Here is a 19,697-nt window from a genome sequence, read left to right as displayed (position 1 = left end):
ATGGCAGCTTTTATTGTTTTATCCGCTCGAATAATCAGGATTTCGGCACATTTATCACCCCAAATCTATCAGCATAATTTTGCACATTTGTAGCTTAATTTAATACTTAATTAACTAATGAAAGAAGGGCTTAAGATTGCCATTGGTGCCGACCATGCCGGCTTTGATTATAAACAAATTTTACTGGAGGCAATACAAACAGCCGAATTAAAGGATTTCGGCACTTACTCCAATGCCTCTGCCGACTATCCCGACTTTGCACATCCTGTGGCTTCTGCCGTTGAGAGCGGTGAATTTGATCTTGGCATACTGGTTTGCGGCAGCGCCAATGGGGTAGCCATTACGGCCAATAAACACCAGGGCATCCGCGCCGCCATATGCTGGAATGAGGAACTTGCAGAACTGGCCCGCAAACATAACAACGCTAACATCGTATGTATCCCCGCTCGGTTCATCAGTACAGATGAGGCAAAAAAAATTGTTTCTGTTTTCCTGAATACTGAGTTTGAAGGTGGCCGTCACGCAACGCGTGTTGGAAAAATTTCCTGTTAAAGCTTAAAGGTAAAAGCTGAAGGCTGAAAGCAAATCATTACTTCGGCCTGATCTATAAATTAAATCAACAACAGATGAAAAAAATATCGCTATGGGCATTATCCTCAGCATTTGTATTAAATGCATGTGCCCAGCAAAACCCAACGGCTTTAAAATACGGTGCGTTAATTACAGCCGATGATGCCCGCAAACATCTCAGCATTTTGGCATCCGACGCGTTTGAAGGTCGTGAAACCGGCACTCCCGGCGCCGAGAAAGCGGCAAACTATATTGCCGCCGAGTTTAAAAAACTGGGCCTGCAGGCGCCTGTTAACGGTTCATACTTTTTAAATGTGCCGCTAACTCAAAACGCTTTAAAAACAACCACCTTCACAATCAACGGCAAAACAGCTGAATATGGTAAGGATTACTATTTAAGCGGCACTTACTCGGACAACAACATCAACGTAAATGAATTTGTGTTTGTAGGCTATGGCACTGATGCTGAAGTGAGCGCAACTGATCTTAGCGGAAAAATACTGCTCTGGATAAATGAAGACAAGCCCGAAGCAAGTACTACCCCGAATACCAGCTACCGCTTAACCAAAAAGCGCACTAAAACCATAGAATACCTGCGAAGCAAAAATCCTGCAGCAATATTGGCCGCTAATCCGGGCATTGCAGCTGCGCTCAGCCGTTTTGGTAAGAGCGTAACCAGTCCGCGCCTTACCATTAAAGGTGCTGCCGCAAAACCTGTCAATACCAACGCACCGTTATTTAATATTACAATTGCCCTTGCCGATGATCTTGTAAAGCCGTCCGGTAAAACTTATGACGAATTAAAAACAGCATCGGCTGCAGCTACTACCCCTGCTTCGAGTATAAAAAGTGCAGTTACAATTAGCTACACCACAGCCAAAAGTGATGTAAAAGCAGTTGATGTGTTGGGCTATATGCCGGGCACAGATCTTAAAGATGAGGTTTTGGTAATCTCCGCTCATTATGACCATATCGGCCTTAACCCTGATGCCACGGCAAAAGACAAGGTAAATAACGGTGCAGATGATGACGGATCAGGTACTACCGGGATACTTGAAATTGCCCGCGCTTTTGCACAGGCTAAAAACGATGGACATGGCCCTCGTCGTAGTATTTTGTTTTTAGGTAACGTTGGCGAAGAAAAAGGCTTGCTGGGTTCTGAGTATTATTCTGAGCACCCTGTATTTCCGCTGGCCAATACTATTACCGATTTGAATATTGATATGATTGGCCGTGTAGGAGATGAATACATCGGCAAGCCAGATTCTGCTAATTATGTTTATGCCATTGGTTCGGCTATGCTGAGTAAAGAGCTGCACGAAATAGGTGAGCAAGCCAACAACACCTATACCAAACTAAATCTGGATTATAAATATGACGATCCTGATGATCCTAACAGGTTTTACTACCGCAGCGATCATTACAACTTTGCCAAACATGGTGTGCCTATTATATTTTATTTTAACGGCGTACATGCCGACTATCACCAGCCGGGCGACGAGGTAAGCAAAATAAATTTCCCGCTGCTGGCCAAACGCGCTCAACTGGTGTTTTACACCGGCTGGGAACTGGCTAACCGCGATAAACGACCGTTGGTTGATGGGAAAGCAAGTGAATAGTTTATAGTTGTGAGTTTTGAGTGATGAGTTATTTAAGCTGACACTGCTGATTTACTCAAAACTCGTTACTCAAAACTCACAACTTAAACAAAAAATCTTATTTTCGCATATATGGGAAGCACTGCGGAAGAGTTTTTGGTAGCCTCTGAAGAAAAGGCATTTGATGTTGATCACCGCCGTATTATCAATAATAACATTGATAAGTACAGCACCTCGGTAACGCGCGGCCTTTCCCGCATTATTAACCTTGATAATGCCAAACGCAAGGGCCATGTAATTAAGTGGAAGGTGATGGAAAACCTCGACAAGTTTTTACCCGAGTTCGAAGCCAATTTCCAGAAACGCGGCGGCAAGGTGATATGGGCCAACGATGCCGAAGAAGCCAATCGCGAAATCCTGAACATTATTCAAAAAACAAACGCTAAAACGGTAGTTAAATCAAAATCAATGGTTACCGAAGAAATTCATTTGAATGAGTTTCTGCAAAGCCATAACGTTGAATCGTTAGAAACCGACCTTGGCGAGTACATTGTACAGCTGCTGGGCCAAAAGCCTTACCATATCGTTACACCAGCTATGCACCTCAGTAAAGAGGATATTGCCAAACTGTTTCATGAACGCTTTGATACTCCAATTGACGCCACTCCCGAACAGCTTACATTAAAGGCCCGCGAACTACTGCGCGACAAATATTTACTGGCCGATATCGGTATAACCGGAGCCAATTTTTTACTGGCCGATACTGGCAGCATCGCCATTAGTGAAAATGAAGGGAACGCCCGCTTATGCACCACCTTCCCCAAAATACATATAGCTATTGTAGGCATTGAAAAGGTAATCCCGTCGCTTGCCGATCTTGATCTTTTCTGGCCCATGCTCTCTACCCACGGTACGGGGCAAAACCTTACCGTTTACAACAGCATTTTAAGCGGTCCGCGCCAGCCTGATGAAACCGACGGCCCCGATGAAATGTATGTGATACTACTTGATAATGGCCGTACTAACCTGCTGGCTCAAAAAGACCAAAGGCAAGGCCTGTATTGCATCCGTTGCGGCGCCTGCTTAAATGCCTGCCCGGTTTACAAAAATATTGGCGGCCATACTTATAACACCACCTACAGCGGCCCTATCGGCTCTATCATTACCCCGCATGAACGTGGTATGGGTGAGTTTAAACATCTAAGTTATGCCTCAAGCCTGTGCGGCAGGTGTACCGAGGTTTGCCCGGTAAAAATAGATATCCACAAAATGCTACTGCTCAATCGCCGCGATGCAGTGAACGAACATTTGGTAACTACCAAAGAACGCTGGGGATGGAGCATCTGGAAAAAGGGTATGCTTAAACGTAAGCTCATGGATTTTTTTGGCGGTAAAATGAAAAACTATCTGCTCAAAACATTCTTTAAAAAATCATGGGGGCACCTGCGCGATATGCCGAATGTAGCTGAAAAATCATTCAGCAAGCAGTGGCAGGAAAAACACAATACTCCTGAAGAAGAATAGCTCCTATTATACCTATACAAAACATTATGCGGAAAATAATCTTAAACCTGGCTGTGAGCCTTGATGGCTATATTGAAGGTCCGAACGGAGAATATGACTGGTGCTTCGCCGATCAGGATTATGGTATGACCGAATTTTTAAATAGTACCGATGCCATATTTATGGGACGCAAAAGTTATGAAATGCTGATGGCCGCCTATCCCGAAATGTTTGCGGCGCTAAAAATGTATGTATTCTCAGATACCCTTACTCATGTTGAAGGGAATAATGAAATTATTACGCGAGATGATTTTAAACAACGCGTGTATGAAATCAGGAACCAGCCAGGTGCCAATATCTGGCTGTATGGCGGGGCCGACCTGGTATCGGCATTTATAGCAAGTGGTCAAATCAATGAGTTATTACTATCCGTACATCCAACCATTTTAGGTGCCGGTAAACCATTGTTTACCGATCTTAAAGAACGTACCGATCTGGTACTTCTCGGCTCCGAACAGTTTAGCAGCGGGTTGGTACAGTTAAGGTACACCCTGAAACCAAAGTTTGATATGGAGGTGTTTGATCTGTAGGAGACAATGGCTGTCATGCTGAGCTTGTCGAAGCATGGCAGGCCTTCACGTGCGATCCTTCGACAAGCTCAGGATGACAAGCCTACGCAAATGTTGGTGTTGTAACCAACAACGGCGAAAGAGAATAATAGCATATAAACTAATCAATTTGTCATTCTGAGCACAGCGAAGAATCTATTATTCGACATGTAGATTGGTAAATAGATTCTACCCATGGCGTATTCGATTTCAAGGTCTAAAGACTGTCAGTCTGAGCCTGTCGAAGACTCATGCGGAGAGGCCTTTGCCGCTATGCTTCGACAAGCTCAGCATGACAGCCCTTTTAGCAACGTCATTTCCCCTTCAGAGTCCCAGATTTAACAACTCAGAACGACAAATTTTTATAAAGGGCCTCTTCCCCGTTGCCTGTGCCTTTACTGGTCATTTCATTTACGGCTATCACTTTTGCTTAATCAGATACATGAATGTGAGGGAAGTAACCTCAGGTTTGTCATTCTTGAATAGCCTGAAATGCATATTATCAACTATAAATCTTACTTTATAATTGGGAGTTTCCTGGGTAACAGATATCAGATCAACTGGTACTGAATAAATCCTTTGATATTCATCTTCATCAGCATGCTGGCGATACTTTTCTAATTGTTTTGTATCAACTATTAGTTTTTTTGCCAGATCTTGCGTATTAAATTTCAAGGTTTCATTATTTATAGTTAATCTGCATACCTTATTTGCTAAGGTTACGTGCTGAATGGTAAGATCATTAAATTTATCATTAACGGTATCGGCTTGATAACCGGTATTAAATATAAGGTCATATCCTTTAACATCGCGTGTTATTCCCTGCGTATTAATTTGATATTCGGGGTGATTATCAACCGTATCCATACCGGCAAAATAATAAGACTTAAATTTATGCAGACCCAGGTAGTTTTTAGCCCATTCCAACTTCTCATTCCTCAATTCGTATCGCCCAACAAGACCATAATCCCCTTTGCTTTTTAACTTACCCAATGAGTCGGCAACCGCAGCCAAATCCTTTTTAAAATAAGGCTGCAAAGGCGCCAGGTCATAGTGCGATATAAAATACTCCAGGTTGGCTACCGCATGGCTACCCACCTTGTTACTTATTTTTGTACTGTCAACCGGTATCAACTTCCCATTTTTAAAGGCATTATTATTCTTAAAAAACTGAACGATAATACGCCTCTGCGAATACATACTCACCGAAAAAGCGCTCTGAGGACCGTAAATAGCCAGTATTGTTAAAACGCACAATGAAACTGGTATCAGTTTAATATTCTGTTTTTTAAACAGTAAAAAATAGATGGATATAAACAGCAACCAGCAGGCCAGTACAATCAAAAAATATCGCCATTCGGTAATCCCATACTTAAATACCCTTGTCCCCACCGCCACAAATAATAACCCCAGCAATGGGATCAGCAGAAAATAAAAGCTGCGGGCATAGGTTTTAAGCCACTTATTTTCGTCGTGTTCCCGTATTGGATAAACCAGCAATAAAGACAGGATACCAAATACTGCATAACCTAAAACCAGGTTTGAGACGAGCCCTTTAGGCAGGTTCCACTCCACCAATATCTTAACTTCATAAGCCAGCAAAATGATCACATAAACGGTTGATAGTGGTATCAGCACATATTGTGTAAATATCTTTAACCCTTTAGGGTAGCTTTGATCTTCATCAAGCAAATGGGTTTCAACCGGCACACCCGCCAAAAAGAAAATGGTGGTGAACATGCCAACTATCCACACCCATAAAATAGCATAGGTATCCCACTCAAAATTAAAATTGAACAGGAAATTAGTGGCGCCGATAGCTGCAGCCAAACCCAAGAATAATACAAGCCCATACAGCACAGCAGTTAAAATCCGCGAGAACAATGCTTTATTAAACTGCCAGAAACCCTGCAGCTGCCCCTTACCGGTAAAAGCAGCAAAAGCCACCAGCAAATGGAAAGCCAGGCTCATCAGGAAAAACCGGATGTAATCTGCTTCACGCGCTGATGGATCAATAATAAATATCAACGAGGCAGCAAATATTGCGGCTACATACTTTATCAACCGCCGTTTACCCATTGCTATATTCCGGCTTTGGGTGTACAACGTTGCCGAAAGGCTGAGCAGCAATCCCAAATTTGCTATCATGATGATTCTGATGCACCAGCTTTCGTGCTCGCGGTTAAGATGCCGCAATTCAACCTCTGCAGTGGCTGCTATAGTGCCTGCCAGAGCAAACAACACTTCAAAAGGATAGCACTTTATGGTGTGTGCCGCACCTTCGGCAAGGCTTTTCAGGGATGGAAATTTCATTGGTACAAGGTTTATGAACCCAATGTAATGAATTTTGTAAAATATATGTATTAAAACCTCAACTGCATACCCTTAGGGATTGCTTTTTACACATTAGTGTTTATATTTGCGGTCGCAAAAAACATCATTTTATATAAATATAATGAGAGAAATACAATTCAGAGAAGCGCTAAGAGAGGCCATGGTCGAAGAAATGCGCAGCGACGATAAAATATACCTGATGGGTGAAGAGGTTGCCGAATACAATGGTGCCTATAAAGTAAGTCAGGGTATGCTGGATGAATTTGGTGCTAAACGCGTTATTGATACGCCCATCTCTGAATTAGGCTTTGCCGGTATAGGCATTGGCTCTGCCATGAATGGTTTGCGCCCCATCATCGAGTTCATGACTTTCAACTTCTCACTGGTAGCTATTGACCAGATCATTAACGGAGCTGCCAAGATCATGTCAATGAGCGGCGGTCAGTTTTCAGTTCCGATAGTTTTCCGCGGCCCAACCGGTAACGCGGGTATGCTCAGCTCGCAGCACAGCCAGTGCTTCGAAAACTGGTATGCTAACTGTCCGGGCTTAAAGGTGGTTGTACCATCAAACCCTTATGATGCCAAAGGTTTATTAAAATCAGCTATTCTTGATCCGGATCCGGTTATTTTCATGGAATCTGAATTAATGTATGGCGATAAAGGCGAAGTACCTGAAGATACTTACTATATACCACTGGGTAAAGCTAAGGTGGTTAAAGAAGGTACCGATGTTACTTTAGTTGGCTTTGGCAAGATCATGAAAGTGGTTGTTGCTGCCGCTGCCGAACTAGAAAAAGAAGGCATCCATGCCGAAGTGATCGATCTGCGCACAGTGCGTCCTATTGACTACGCTACCGTTATTGAGTCAGTTAAAAAAACAAACCGTCTGGTAATTATTGAAGAAAGCTGGCCTTTAGGTTCAATTGCTACCGAGGTTGCCTTTAAAGTACAAAAAGACGCGTTTGATTATCTTGATGCTCCTATTCTGCGCATCATGGGCGGCGACGTTCCATTGCCTTATGCACCAACTTTAATACAGGAATACCTGCCAAATCCAGAAAGAGTTATTAAAGCGGTAAAAGAAGTAATGTACGTTACTAAATAATCATACCATAAAGCTATTTATAAAGCCTGCTCTTGTAGCAGGCTTTTTTTATTTCAACATTTTTGCCTGTTATACTATTTTGAGTTGCCGTCTGCCATAAGCGCTATGTAGTCCGGTGTTTTACGTATGTTGTCAAAGTCTTCATCATTGGCCGCAAACTGTTTAAAGTAGCCCGACTCAACGGCCTTTTTTAAATAAATGTTGGCTTCATCGGGTTTATTCATAATGGAAAACATACAGGCAATATTATAGTAATGGTTCAGCACATCATCGGCACTAACAGTTTTCAATACCTGCTCCTGTAGTTTCTGCATGGCCAAATCGGTATTGCCAATATAAAACTGCGAAAAGATATAACTCACCGTGGCCTTAGTGGTATCTAGTGCTATTACCTTGTTAAAATCCTGCATGGCCTTTTCTTTATCAACAATTCTTTTCAGATAGACCTTCCCTCTTGTAAAATATGGGTTTGCATTATTGGGGTAAAGCGCGATGGCGGTATTACACTCGTCAATTACCTGCTGATTTTGGTTAAGTATATAAAGGTTAGTAGCGCTTTCACTGTGCAGTGATGCAAGGATCCTCTTGTTGTCTTTATAAAAACCCATGGCTTTGGTCAACTCTTCGATAGCTTTTTTGCATTCACCCATCTGACTGTAAATACTGCCGAGTATCCAGTAAAAGTAGCCGTTTTGCGGATTCTCCTCAACGGCTTTACTTACATAATCAAGCGCCTTTTGGGCCTGGTGCAAGGCCATTGCATTAACGGCCATGTTGTTATATAAAGTGGCCTTACTGTTTTTGTCATCCTGATAATAGGATATAGCCGAGTTAAAATCATTAATAGCCAGCTGGTAATCACTGTTATATTGGTAAGTAAGGCCCCTGTCCCAATACACATCTCCGTTTTTAGGGTTTAGTTGCAGAGCTGTGTTAAAATCATTGATAGCCTCCTTGTACTGTTTTAAAAGCTGCTTATTAACCGCCCGGTTCTTGTATAAGGTAGCCAGGTCTTCAACATCCTCTTGGTTATAGAACATAGCGGTAGTATAATCGTCAATAGCCTGCTGGTATTGATGGTTATTATTATAGGCAATGCCCCTATGCCAATACGCATCGCCATTTTTACTGTTTAATGTAATAGCCTGCGTATGGTCGTCAATAGCCTTTTGATATTGTTTCAGCCGCCGCTCATTTATTCCACGGTTATCATATAATGTAGACAGGTTTTCATTATCACCCTTATAAAAAACCATGGCTTTGGTATAATCGTTAATAGCCAGCTGATACGCTTTACTATTTCCGTAGGCTATTCCCCGGTTCCAATACGCATCCTTATTATTAGGATTGGCAGAAATCGCCGCAGTTTCATCATCTATCGCTTTTTGATATTGTTCAAGTTCAATCTCAGCCTGGGCACGTTTGTCATACAATATGGCAAGTATTACTTTATTTTTTTGATTGGCGCCGATCCCTTTGGTATAAGCATCAATGGCTCCATTATAGTCCTTGTTTTTGTAAAGGGAATCGCCATTCTTTTGGTAATCGGTTTTTGTTTGGGCGAAGGTGTTTGATAAGGCGAACAGCAACAAAGCCGACAGTAGTCGTTTCATATTTCAATAGCGATAAGTGATTGGTAGTTTAATATAGGTATTATAGCTTATTCAAATAAAATATTATTTTATTGATGACCGTATACTGATGAACAGGCCGGAAACAGCCGATTTTAAATAAAACACTTTTTTACATCTTACTGATAGGAATAAATACTCGGAGTTGTATAATTTACCTATTTTTAAACCTCTTAAAATACCAATATGCAATACTTTAGCCTTAAAACAATAAAACCGGCACTCTTTATCGTATTAACCTGTGCTTTTTACAGCAGTGCCCGCGCGCAAACAACTGCCACACCGGCAACCGCAGCTGCCAAACCTGCGGCAGCCGTTACAGGCGTAACCACTTATATCGACAAATTTTTTAAGACTTACGAAAAGGACGGCACGTCAAGGGCTATCATTAATATTTTTAAAACCAATCCGCTGGTTGACTCTACAAGCTTGAGGGGCCTGATCGCTAAAATAGATACCACAAGGGCCTTAATTGGTTTGTATGTGGGTAAGGAACTTATAGTACAACGCAAAGCCTCCAACAGCCTTATTTTGTATAGTTACCTGGTTAAACACCAGAACCAGCCTGTGCGGTTCACCTTTATGTTTTACAAACCTAAAAACGACTGGGAAATATATCGCCTGTATTTTGACGACCAGGTTGATAACGAACTCGAAGAATCGGCTAAGATAAATGGGAAACCGTAAAAAGCTTAAAGCAGAAAGCTAAAGGCCTAAAGCAAATGAATACTTTGCGCCTTTTACTATGTTTAGTTTTCCGCTTTAAACATTCTGCTTTCCGCTTAATCCACCAGGATATTTTCGCCAAATTTTTGTGACACTGTGGTATTTTCCTTGTCGCCAATCCGGATCACCAGCGAATTATCGAACGGTATTTTTTCAATAAGCTGTATTTGGGTACCTATACCTATTTCCAGCTTTTGCAGGTATTGCAAAAACGGACTGTTGGTATCGCGCACAGCGGCCACACGGCAGGTATCTCCCGCCTTAAGGTCGGTTAAGGTTACCGAGTAAGACTTAGGCACCTTGCCGTTGGCCTTGGGTATGGGGTCGCCATGAGGGTCATATTCCGGGAAACCCAGAAACTTATCCAGCCTGTCGGCCAGTGTAGCATTATTAATATGTTCAAGCTCCTCGGCTATATCATGTATCTCATCCCAATGATAACCCAGCTTTTCCAGTAAAAAAACCTCCCAAAGCCGGTGGCGGCGCACAATTAGTACAGCATCCTTTAAGCCCTGTGGTGTAAGCTTTACCCCATTCTTTTTATCGTATGAGATCAGCTGTTTCTCGGTGAGCTTGCGTATCATATCCACCACCGATGCCGGGTTGTTCCCCAACGATTCAGCAATAGCTGTTGGCGTTATTTTAAAACCGGTTTGCCCAAGCCGGTAAATGGATTTTAAGTAATTCTCTTCTGATAATGTGTACATCCCCAATATAATTACACACAAACATAGGAAAAACATTGCCTTTTTTATAAAATTAGTCTTGACTAATTATTTTACATCAGTTAATCAAAAAATTTAAATAAGTTTGTACAAAATAAAATTAAATGCGAACACTATTTTTACTATTTTCATTACTTGCTACTAATACCTTATTTGCTCAAACCGGAGTTTTAAAAGGTCGTGTTTTGGCCAATAATCTGCCATTATCATACGCGTCGGTAAATGTTAAGGGTACCGGAAAGGGAGCCAGTACAAACACAAAGGGCTATTTCGAAATCAAAAACATACCTGCGGGCACCTATGGCATTACTATTACCAGTATAGGGTACGAAGCCGAAACGCTGAGTATCACCATCAGTGCCGATAACCCGGTTGTTCATGACATCAGCCTGAAAGAAAAGCCTTCTAAATTAAACGAGGTTGTGGTTACCGGCGTATCACGTGCTACCCAGCTGCGGAGCAACCCGGTGCCTATAACGGTAATGAGTAAAAAGGAAATTGAGCAGCACGTAAATAATAATATTATTGATGCTGTTATAAAAGGCGTACCCGGCGTAAGCGCGGTTACCACAGGGCCCAATATTTCCAAACCTTTTATCCGCGGCCTGGGTTACAACAGGGTCCTAACCCTGTACGATGGCATACGCCAGGAAGGGCAGCAATGGGGCGATGAACACGGCATTGAGATTGACCAGTATGGCATCGGTCGTGCCGAGGTGGTAAAAGGCCCAGCCAGTTTAACTTACGGCTCCGATGCGCTTGCCGGGGTGATCAACCTTATCCCCTATATTCCTAACGGCGACGACGGCAAACTGAATGGCGATGTAATAGCCGATTACCATACCAATAACGGCATGGTGGGTACCTCTGTTGGCTTATCATACAAAAAAAATAACTGGAAATATGCTTTTCGTGCCACCGCAAAAACAGCGCATGATTATCAAAATAAAATTGACGGCTTTGTATACAATACCGGCTACCGCGAATTTAATTTATCGGGCATTGCCCGGGTTGATAAATCATGGGGATACTCGCAAATTGGCGCTACCCTGTATGATAACCGCCAGGAAATACCCGACGGCAGCCGCGACTCGCTGAGCCGCCGGTTTACTAAACAAACTTACGAAGCCGGACAGGACGATATTAAAAGCCGTCCTATAGTTTCCGGCGATGAGCTTAGCTCCTATCGTATTGCTCCGCTACACCAGCGTATACAGCATTATCGTTTATATACTTCCAATTCTTTTAAAACCGGCGATGGCAGCGTTAACACATCACTGGGTTTTCAGCAAAGCATCCGCAGGGAATATAATCACCCAACCGTACCTGAACAAGCAGGCTTATACGTAGTGCTCAATACCATAAATTACGATGTACGTTATAACCTGCCTGCGTTTGGCGGTGTTGAAACTACCATAGGCGTTAACGGCATTTACCAAACCAACCGCAGCAAGGCCGCCACTGATTTTCCGATACCAGACTATAACCTGTTCGACGCCGGTAGCTTCCTGTTCGCTAAAAAAAGCTTTGGGAGGATTGATGTTTCCGGCGGCATCCGTTACGATAACCGGCACATCAGCTGGAACAATTTTTATGTGGGCGCTGATGCGCAAACCGGTTTTGGCAAACAGGCGCTCCTGCCCGACACCGCCGGTGCCAACCTGCAGTTTCCCTCGTTTAAACATACTTATCAGGGCATTTCGGGCAGCCTGGGGCTTACCTATAATCTTAGCGACCGCCTGCTGTTAAAAGCCAATATAGCACGCGGGTACCGGGCGCCTAATATTACCGAAATTGGTTCAAACGGGCTCGACCCGGGCGCGCACATTGTTTACCTGGGTAACCGCAGCTTTAATCCTGAATTTAGCTTGCAGCAGGATATAGGCTTTATTGCCTATTTGCCCGATATGGACATTGTTGCCGAGGCATTTAACAATAATATTGATAACTACATTTACCAGGCCAAGGTTAATGATGCCGATGGCAACCCGGTTATCATTGTACCCGGCAATAGTACCTACCAATACCAGCAATCAAAAGCGCGATTATACGGGGCCGAACTTACCCTTAATTTGCACCCGCAAAGCATTAAATGGCTGGCCCTCGATAACAGTATTGCCTGGGTAACCGGTATTAATAAAAATCAGCAGCTAATAGCCCGTTATGGCAATGCCGCCAAATACCTGCCCTTTATACCTCCGCTGCATATCCGGTCGGCCCTAAAGTTGAACCTGCCCAGTACTTATGGCCTGTTTACAAAACTGAACGCCCGTTTAGAGGCAGATAGCTACGCCAATCAAAATCATTTTTACGCTTTAGATAACACCGAAACTTACACCAAAGGATATACGCTTTTTAACGCAGGACTTGGCTTTACCATTAAACCGGCAAAAGCAGCCACGTGTTTTTATGAGTTTTTTATACAGGCTGATAATATATTTGATACCGCTTACCAGGCCAATTTAAACCGGCTTAAATATTTTGAATATTACCAGGCATCACCCAACGGGCACACCGGAATTTATAACATGGGGCGTAATATTAGTTTTAAGGCTATTTTGCATTTTTAAAGAAAGTGTGGAAGCGCTCACAAAACTCTCCTTGTCATCCCGAGGTACGAGGAGAGATCTTGTACACATTATAAGCTCATCACATAAGATCTCTCCCTTCGGTCGATGACAATTGAGTGATGGCTGCCATGTTAAACTTGTCGAAGTATAATGGGTTGAGCTTATTAGCTACAAACAAAACAGGCCTCCTTTTTAAGGGAGGCCTGCTTGTTATAAGATCAATTAGTATTTAGTGCCTGTCGTGGCCATGGTTGTTGTGGCCATGGTTGTCATGCCCGTGATTGCCACCTCCGTGACCACCATGGTTTCCGCCCCTGTGGCCACCACCCCAATGGCCATTGTTGCCACGGTTATAACCGCCGCCTCTGTGGCCATAATACTGATGCCCAAACCTATGATTTCCTCCATTATAATGCGGACGGTTGTAAGCATACCTGCGGGCATAATTACCGCGCCAGTAGTGGGCATACCTTGCATCATGACTGTTGCGAATGATCACCTGGTCATGACGACCCCTGTAACCCGCATACCTTGTTCTGTAATAGCCGCCCCTTAACCATGGGTTGCGTTCGTTAATAACAACTTTATAACCGCTGTATAGGTTATAGCTGCGGTAGCGTGCAGGTAAATAAGTGCGGTGTACCCATACATTATTGTCGTAATATACATACTGATGGGTTGGTACGTAATAATAGGTATCAATATCGGGCATATAATAGTAATCGGCGTGGTCATATCCAACCGGGCCCCAATCGGGCTGGCTGCCAATATTAACGCCTAAACTTACACTTACCTGGGCACTGGCGGTTTTGAATGTTAAGCAGCTTAATAATATTGCTGCCGATAAAATGAACTTCTTCATTAGATAGTTTTTTAGTGTTGATAAAGTGAGCTATCATGGTTAATTCTGTTATTGAATTGCAGGCCATGGTAACCCTATTGTAGCATTGTTTGAAAGGTATGACACCAGTTATCACAAATAGTTTAAATTTTTCCATACCATTTTTCCCTTTTACCCAAAACCATGCCACAAAAAAGCGGGCTCCCCAATACCAGGGGGCCCGCCTTATATATAAAATTAACAATACAAATTAGTTCCTGTGGCCTTCACCGCGATTGCCATGATCGTCATGGTTATCATGATTATCCCGGTGAACAACTTTGGTTTTGTGAACAACAACCCTGCGACCTTGTCCGCGGTTATTACCGGTCCAATGGTTACGATATTTAACATCTTTGCTATCGCGGATAACAACCTGATCGCGGCGGCCTTTATAACTTACATATTTTTGCCTGATCACATCATTATGAACCCAAGGGGTACGTTCATTCACTACTACCTTATAGCTGTGGTAAACATCATAATTTCCAAAACGGGAAGGTAATGAAGATGTACGCACCCAAACATTGTTGTTCAGATATATATATTGATGTGAAGTAACATCATAATATGAATCAATATCGGGCATATAATAATAGTCAACATGGTCATATCCTACCGGGCCCCAATCTGGCTGACTGCCAATATTTATATTTAAACTTATTTGCGCGCTGGCTATTTTTACTGACAGGAAGCTAAAAAATATAGCTGCTGTTAAAATTAACTTTTTCATAGTTTTATCGTGTTATTTGTAAGTATGACGCTAAACTATATTAAAAGTTTAGCCCGCTATTACGGCAGGATGGTAACTAATTAGTTACAATTTTCAATGCGATGTGGTACAGCTAATTGACTATTGCTCGTCGTCGGTAGTATCTTTGTCAGTGGTATTTTTGGCCGCCATAGCCAGTACAGGTTTACCTATTACCTTGTAATTGCCTTCGCCCTTTAATATAGACGCAAGCTGGGCTTTATCCTGCATGGTTTTTACGGCCTGGGCAAGCTCTTTATCGTACTTGAAGTTAGTTTCATAACGGCCGCGCTCATAATAATAACGCGAAGCTATTTCATTTTCAAGTACTTGTTTTACTTCGGTTTTATGCAGTTGCAGGTCGTTCTTTTTACTGGCCAGGAGTTTTGATTTTAACACGTCATACTCGCTCTGGATCTCGGTAAACTGCTTTTCTTTGGTCGATTCAGTTTTCAGACTGTTCAGCAATTTCTCAGATGCAGTGGTATAACTGTAGTTCTTATCAGCCAGGTATTTTACAAAATCGTTGTAGTCAGCATCTGATAAGCTGAACGATTTTGGCTCGGCAATTTTAGCATGTTTGTCGTGATAAACCGTTGCATAATCAAATATCAGCAGCTTCCCTACCAGCGCCTGGGTTATGTTGGCAAACTTTTCCTGCTTAATATAAATATCGGGATATATACCGCTGCCATCGTAAACAGAGCGACCATTTTTTGTTTTAAACTCATGTATCAGCGAGTCGGCTACTTTTACCACACTGCCATCATCCTTACGATGGGTATAGTCAAGCGCTTGTATGCAGCGGCCCGATGGTACGTAATATTTGGCAATGGTTATTTTAACCAGGCTATTATAAGGCAAGTTAAATGTTTGTTGTACCAGTCCCTTACCGTAGCTGCGCTGCCCTATAATAATGGCGCGGTCAAGGTCCTGCAGGGAACCGGCAACAATTTCTGATGCCGAAGCGGAGTGACTGTTAACCAGTACAACTAAGGGTAAAGTAGGTTCAAGCGGTGTATTTACGGTACTGTAAGTAAAATTTTTATCCTTGATCTTCCCTTTTTGCGATACGATTTCCACGTCTTTTTGTACAAAAAGATTTACAATTTTTACCGCCTCTTGCAATATACCGCCCCCGTTTGACCGCAAATCAAGTATAATACCGTTAGGATTGCTCTTTTTTAAGGTCACTAAAGCATTGGTAACCTCGTTGGCCGAGTTCTCCAGAAATTTATCGAGCTTAATATAGCCCATATTGCCATCAACCATCCCGAAGTAGGATACATTGGGCTGTTTAATTTCATCGCGTATCAGGTTTTTTTCAAATGGCTGCGCTATGTTATCGCGTTTGATAAACAATTTTATGGCAGCACCTTTTGAGCCTTTAAGTAGCTGGCTTACCTGGTCGTTATTTTTGCCGTTAAGGTCTATATCATTTATTTTGAGGATCTGGTCGCCCGGGTGCACATCTCCCTTCTGGGCCGGGAAGCCTGCGAAAACATCAGAAACGTACACTTTGCCGCTGCGCGAAAAAATGCTGGCACCTATACCGCCGTACTGCGTACTTACATAATGCAGCTTATAATCTTCAATTTCTGATTCGGGAACAAACTCGGTATAAGGGTCGAGCCCGTCGAGCATGGCATCAACGCCGGTTTTTACCAGCTTAGCCGAGTTAATGTCATCAACATAATTAATGTTTACCTCTTTATATACCGAAGCAAACACATCCAGGTTTTTTGATATCTGGAAAAGGTCATCATTAAAAGCCACCGCCCCGCCGGCCAGTAAGGCAATACCGGCAAATAAACCTATCTTTTTGTATCTTTTATTGATCACCATGCCCTGTTTCATCATTAAGCTTATAAAAATACAAAAAGCTTAGCAGTTTTTATAAATAATGCTTATTTACAAGCGGTTGTTGTCAATATTTACCAATGCTTTTTTCAAAGTAAACACAACGTATTTCCTGTCGCGGTTCACAAGGTCCATTAGTTTGGTTATCAGACTTTCTTCCTGGCCTTCTGAGTATTGTAATTGTTCATCGGTTAGATGGTTGTATTTACGCTGTACCTTTATTTTTATCCGTTCCCACTGTTTGTTTGTGATACTGATCTCAGACATGATTAATTATTTTCAGCAAAAATATAAAAAATACAGCGCAGGCAAGGCTTAAAATATCAGCAGCTTATTTTATCGGCTAAATTACCTGCTGCAGAGGCAATAATGGCATTATTTCATTTGTATCCTCATGCAACATTTTAAATTTTGGCTCGTCAATTGATAGGTTACTGTAAGGCTTAAAATTTTGGCCTTGTTTTTAAACTAAATTAAATGCCGGAAATATCCATTAATATAATAAAGATGCGGCCGGCATAACTAACATCAAGATTATGAAAAAGTATTTATTAAGTGTGGCGTTACTGATAGCTGTAAGCATCGGCGCTAAAGCACAAGTATCATTAGGCGTTAAGGGAGGTGTTAATTTTTCAAAAATCAGCTCCGACAATTTAAAGAATTCAACACTTACCGGTTACCAGGCCGGTTTATTTGCCCGCGTGGGTAACAGCTTGTATTTTCAGCCAGAGCTTTATTTAAGCGGAACCGGCGGTAAATTTGAATCGAGCGAAAACAATCAGAATTTTAGCGGTAAAGTAAGATTTACCAACCTGAACGTCCCTTTGCTTATTGGCAAGTCATTTGGTGAAAAAGACCTTAACTTCCGTGTTATGGCAGGCCCTATTTATACCTATCAGTTAGATAAAAGTGGCAGCCTCGGCGATAATATCAACGGAGCGGTTGATAATTTTAACAAAAGTAACATAGGTTACCAGGTAGGCGCAGGTGTTGATATCGGTTCTATCACCGCCGATTTACGTTATGAAGGTGGCTTGACCAAAATAAGCGACAGCTTTGCCAAACGCCAGAATTTATGGGCGTTAAGCGTAGGCTTCAAGATATTTTAAGGACACGACAATCTCCATAAAAAAGCCCCGGCAATTGCGAGGGCACTGAAAAAGTAGTGCAATAAAACGAATTACGAAAAGCGATCAAGAGAAAAGGCAACTTTTACTTGGTCGCTTTTTTGTTCTGATTGCTTTTGTGTGGGTGATTTAATGTGGATAATACGGGCCTATAGGAGTTTGGGGAGTGCAAAAAACGGCTAAATACCTCTTTTTATTGTTTTTTAGGCGATCAGCTTGATGATCCTTTTCAGATTGACAGTAAAGATGGCCAATGCGCCCTGCATCTGCATGTTTTCGATACCATAAGCTATCGCCCGGTCATAACCATGAACGTTTTTTAGTTCACTGTTTTTGGCTTCGATCTTATACCTGTGTTTGATGCTTTCCTTATATTGTGTCGTTTCCTGAAAAGCCATCTGTTGTTGGTGCAGGTCTGACTTTATGCTTACAGAATAGGTCTTGGTTTTTGCCCCAGGTTTGTAGCAACCCTCCCTAAATGGGCAGATTTTGCATTTTTCAACATCAAAGTAATACGTGTCTGTCTGATTTGTTCCAACGTTCTTTTTTCCCTGTCTTGATTTTCGTATGGACAAATGCCCTGCAGGGCAAACGAACATATCAGCGTCTTTGTTATAATTGAACTTATCTTCTTCTTTTCTAAACCCCTGGGTAATGGTTGGGTTTAGTTTGGCTACCACCTTAATATCCTGTCCGTTCATTAACGCAAGGTTCTCTTTTCCTGAATAAGCCGAATCGCCGATGATCCTTTCTACTTCAATGCCGTTGTTCTGACTGATCTCCAGAAGCTTGGGAAGTTCCGGCCCATCACCTTTTTCACCTGATGTTACTACCGCAGCGGTAATGATGCGTTCTTCGGTCATCGCCAGATGGGTCTTGTAACCAAAGAATGAGTTGTCAGCTGATTTATGCCCTGTTTTGGCATCCCTGTCTTTAGATAATGTATAATGATCCTGCGTATCCGCTACCGTTTCCTTCAGCAGGTTCAGCTTTTCCTTCACCGCAGGTATCTGGCTTAACGTTTGATCAGCTTCGATGTGCTTTTCCAGCGCGCTGCAATAAGCCAGTTCCTTTTCCAGTTCGTCGGCTGTGTTCTTTTCAGGCATACCGGCCTTCATGTCTTCATCGATAGCATATACCGCTTTGCGGAGCAGTTTCGAGCGTTCCCGCAATACTTCCAATGCTGAATATGGGTTTGACCGTGACAGGGAATGCGTAGCATCAACAATGATGGATCTGGACCGGATGACCCCTTTTTCAATAGCGATAGCGACCGTTTTACCAATGAGCAGGTTTAACAGATCATTATCCTTTAGCCGCAGCTTTCTGAACTTTGTTAATGAACTGGGATCAATAACTTCTTCTTCAGGCGACATATCAAGGAAATATTTGAAAGACATATCATACTGCGAACGCTCAACCACATCAACGTCTGAAACCGTATAAACCGTTTTCAACAACAGATACTTGAACATCCGTACAGGGCTTTCTGCTGCCCGGCCGTTAGTAATGCTGTATTTGCTGATCAGTTCATCATAGATAAAGGTAAAATCTACCAGGTCATTGATCTTCCGCAGAAGATTGTCTTTAGGAACGATCAGGTCATATAAGCCCGAAAACGCGCTAAAATGGATCTTTTGTTGTTGAACGAGCATCTTGTAGTGGCTTTCTTTTGACACTTCAAGATACAAAAAACGGGGTTGAAAAAC

Annotated in this window: 16 protein-coding genes; 8 read left to right on the top strand and 8 right to left on the bottom strand. The window is 42.4% G+C overall.

Annotation, left to right across the window (positions count from 1 at the left end; translation table 11 throughout):
* Positions 1-117 precede the first annotated feature (117 nt).
* The 4 genes from rpiB (at position 118) to SNE25_RS03705 (ending at position 4,261) form a co-directional block, all read left to right on the top strand.
* Positions 118-552: a ribose 5-phosphate isomerase B gene (rpiB, locus tag SNE25_RS03720; RefSeq protein ID WP_321563745.1), complete on the top strand. Its 435-nt coding sequence runs from the start codon at positions 118-120 to the stop codon at positions 550-552.
* A gap of 74 nt (positions 553-626) precedes the next feature.
* Complete coding sequence (locus SNE25_RS03715) at positions 627-2,189, top strand: M28 family peptidase (RefSeq protein WP_321563744.1); 1,563 nt, start codon at positions 627-629, stop codon at positions 2,187-2,189.
* Positions 2,190-2,300: 111 nt separating this feature from the next.
* Complete coding sequence (locus SNE25_RS03710; RefSeq protein ID WP_321563743.1) at positions 2,301-3,692, top strand: LutB/LldF family L-lactate oxidation iron-sulfur protein; 1,392 nt, start codon at positions 2,301-2,303, stop codon at positions 3,690-3,692.
* A 26-nt stretch (positions 3,693-3,718) separates the two neighbouring features.
* Positions 3,719-4,261, top strand: coding sequence for a dihydrofolate reductase family protein (locus tag SNE25_RS03705; RefSeq protein WP_321563742.1), 543 nt, complete (start codon positions 3,719-3,721; stop codon positions 4,259-4,261).
* 438 nt (positions 4,262-4,699) lie between these two features.
* Here the strand turns inward: SNE25_RS03705 and SNE25_RS03700 are convergent, their stop codons facing one another.
* Positions 4,700-6,592, bottom strand: a complete 1,893-nt coding sequence (locus SNE25_RS03700) for a DUF4153 domain-containing protein (RefSeq protein ID WP_321563741.1) — start codon at positions 6,590-6,592, stop codon at positions 4,700-4,702.
* Between the two features lie 142 nt (positions 6,593-6,734).
* On the opposite strand from SNE25_RS03700, the gene SNE25_RS03695 reads away from it, so the two are divergent.
* Positions 6,735-7,718, top strand: coding sequence for a pyruvate dehydrogenase complex E1 component subunit beta (locus tag SNE25_RS03695; RefSeq protein WP_321563740.1), 984 nt, complete (start codon positions 6,735-6,737; stop codon positions 7,716-7,718).
* A 74-nt stretch (positions 7,719-7,792) separates the two neighbouring features.
* Here the strand turns inward: SNE25_RS03695 and SNE25_RS03690 are convergent, their stop codons facing one another.
* The gene (locus tag SNE25_RS03690) at positions 7,793-9,331 is read right to left on the bottom strand and encodes a tetratricopeptide repeat protein (protein ID WP_321563739.1); all 1,539 of its coding nucleotides are present in this window, start codon (positions 9,329-9,331) and stop codon (positions 7,793-7,795) included.
* Between the two features lie 204 nt (positions 9,332-9,535).
* Here SNE25_RS03690 and SNE25_RS03685 point away from each other — a divergent pair, with 204 nt between their 5' ends.
* Positions 9,536-10,036 (top strand): hypothetical protein, encoded by a 501-nt coding sequence (locus SNE25_RS03685; RefSeq protein ID WP_321563738.1) that lies wholly within the window; start codon positions 9,536-9,538, stop codon positions 10,034-10,036.
* A 95-nt stretch (positions 10,037-10,131) separates the two neighbouring features.
* Here the strand turns inward: SNE25_RS03685 and SNE25_RS03680 are convergent, their stop codons facing one another.
* Positions 10,132-10,782 carry a metal-dependent transcriptional regulator gene (locus SNE25_RS03680; RefSeq protein WP_321563737.1) on the bottom strand — a complete coding sequence of 217 codons (651 nt, stop codon included), beginning with the start codon at positions 10,780-10,782 and terminating at the stop codon, positions 10,132-10,134.
* Positions 10,783-10,904: 122 nt separating this feature from the next.
* Between SNE25_RS03680 and SNE25_RS03675 the strand changes: the two genes are divergently transcribed.
* Complete coding sequence (locus SNE25_RS03675) at positions 10,905-13,370, top strand: TonB-dependent receptor (protein WP_321563736.1); 2,466 nt, start codon at positions 10,905-10,907, stop codon at positions 13,368-13,370.
* A gap of 229 nt (positions 13,371-13,599) precedes the next feature.
* On the opposite strand, the gene SNE25_RS03670 is transcribed toward SNE25_RS03675, so the two are convergent.
* The 4 genes from SNE25_RS03670 to SNE25_RS03655 form a co-directional block, all read right to left on the bottom strand.
* Positions 13,600-14,232 (bottom strand): hypothetical protein, encoded by a 633-nt coding sequence (locus tag SNE25_RS03670; RefSeq protein ID WP_321563735.1) that lies wholly within the window; start codon positions 14,230-14,232, stop codon positions 13,600-13,602.
* Between the two features lie 229 nt (positions 14,233-14,461).
* Positions 14,462-14,983 carry a hypothetical protein gene (locus tag SNE25_RS03665; protein WP_321563734.1) on the bottom strand — a complete coding sequence of 174 codons (522 nt, stop codon included), beginning with the start codon at positions 14,981-14,983 and terminating at the stop codon, positions 14,462-14,464.
* 120 nt (positions 14,984-15,103) lie between these two features.
* On the bottom strand, positions 15,104-16,861 hold the full coding sequence (locus tag SNE25_RS03660) for a S41 family peptidase (protein WP_321563733.1): 1,758 nt from the start codon (positions 16,859-16,861) through the stop codon (positions 15,104-15,106).
* A gap of 51 nt (positions 16,862-16,912) precedes the next feature.
* The gene (locus SNE25_RS03655) at positions 16,913-17,128 is read right to left on the bottom strand and encodes a hypothetical protein (RefSeq protein ID WP_321563732.1); all 216 of its coding nucleotides are present in this window, start codon (positions 17,126-17,128) and stop codon (positions 16,913-16,915) included.
* A 269-nt stretch (positions 17,129-17,397) separates the two neighbouring features.
* Here SNE25_RS03655 and SNE25_RS03650 point away from each other — a divergent pair, with 269 nt between their 5' ends.
* Entirely contained in the window at positions 17,398-17,970 is a 573-nt protein-coding gene (locus tag SNE25_RS03650; protein WP_321563731.1) for a porin family protein, read from the top strand.
* 221 nt (positions 17,971-18,191) lie between these two features.
* On the opposite strand, the gene SNE25_RS03645 is transcribed toward SNE25_RS03650, so the two are convergent.
* A complete protein-coding gene (locus SNE25_RS03645) occupies positions 18,192-19,643 on the bottom strand; it encodes an IS1182 family transposase (protein WP_321563730.1) in 1,452 nt (483 codons plus the stop codon).
* Positions 19,644-19,697 lie beyond the last annotated feature (54 nt).

It is taken from the genome of Mucilaginibacter sabulilitoris (assembly GCF_034262375.1).
In the GTDB taxonomy this organism is placed as follows: domain Bacteria; phylum Bacteroidota; class Bacteroidia; order Sphingobacteriales; family Sphingobacteriaceae; genus Mucilaginibacter; species Mucilaginibacter sabulilitoris.
The sequence above is the reverse complement of the archived record's forward strand: the minus strand, read 5'-3'. Positions and strand labels throughout refer to the sequence as shown.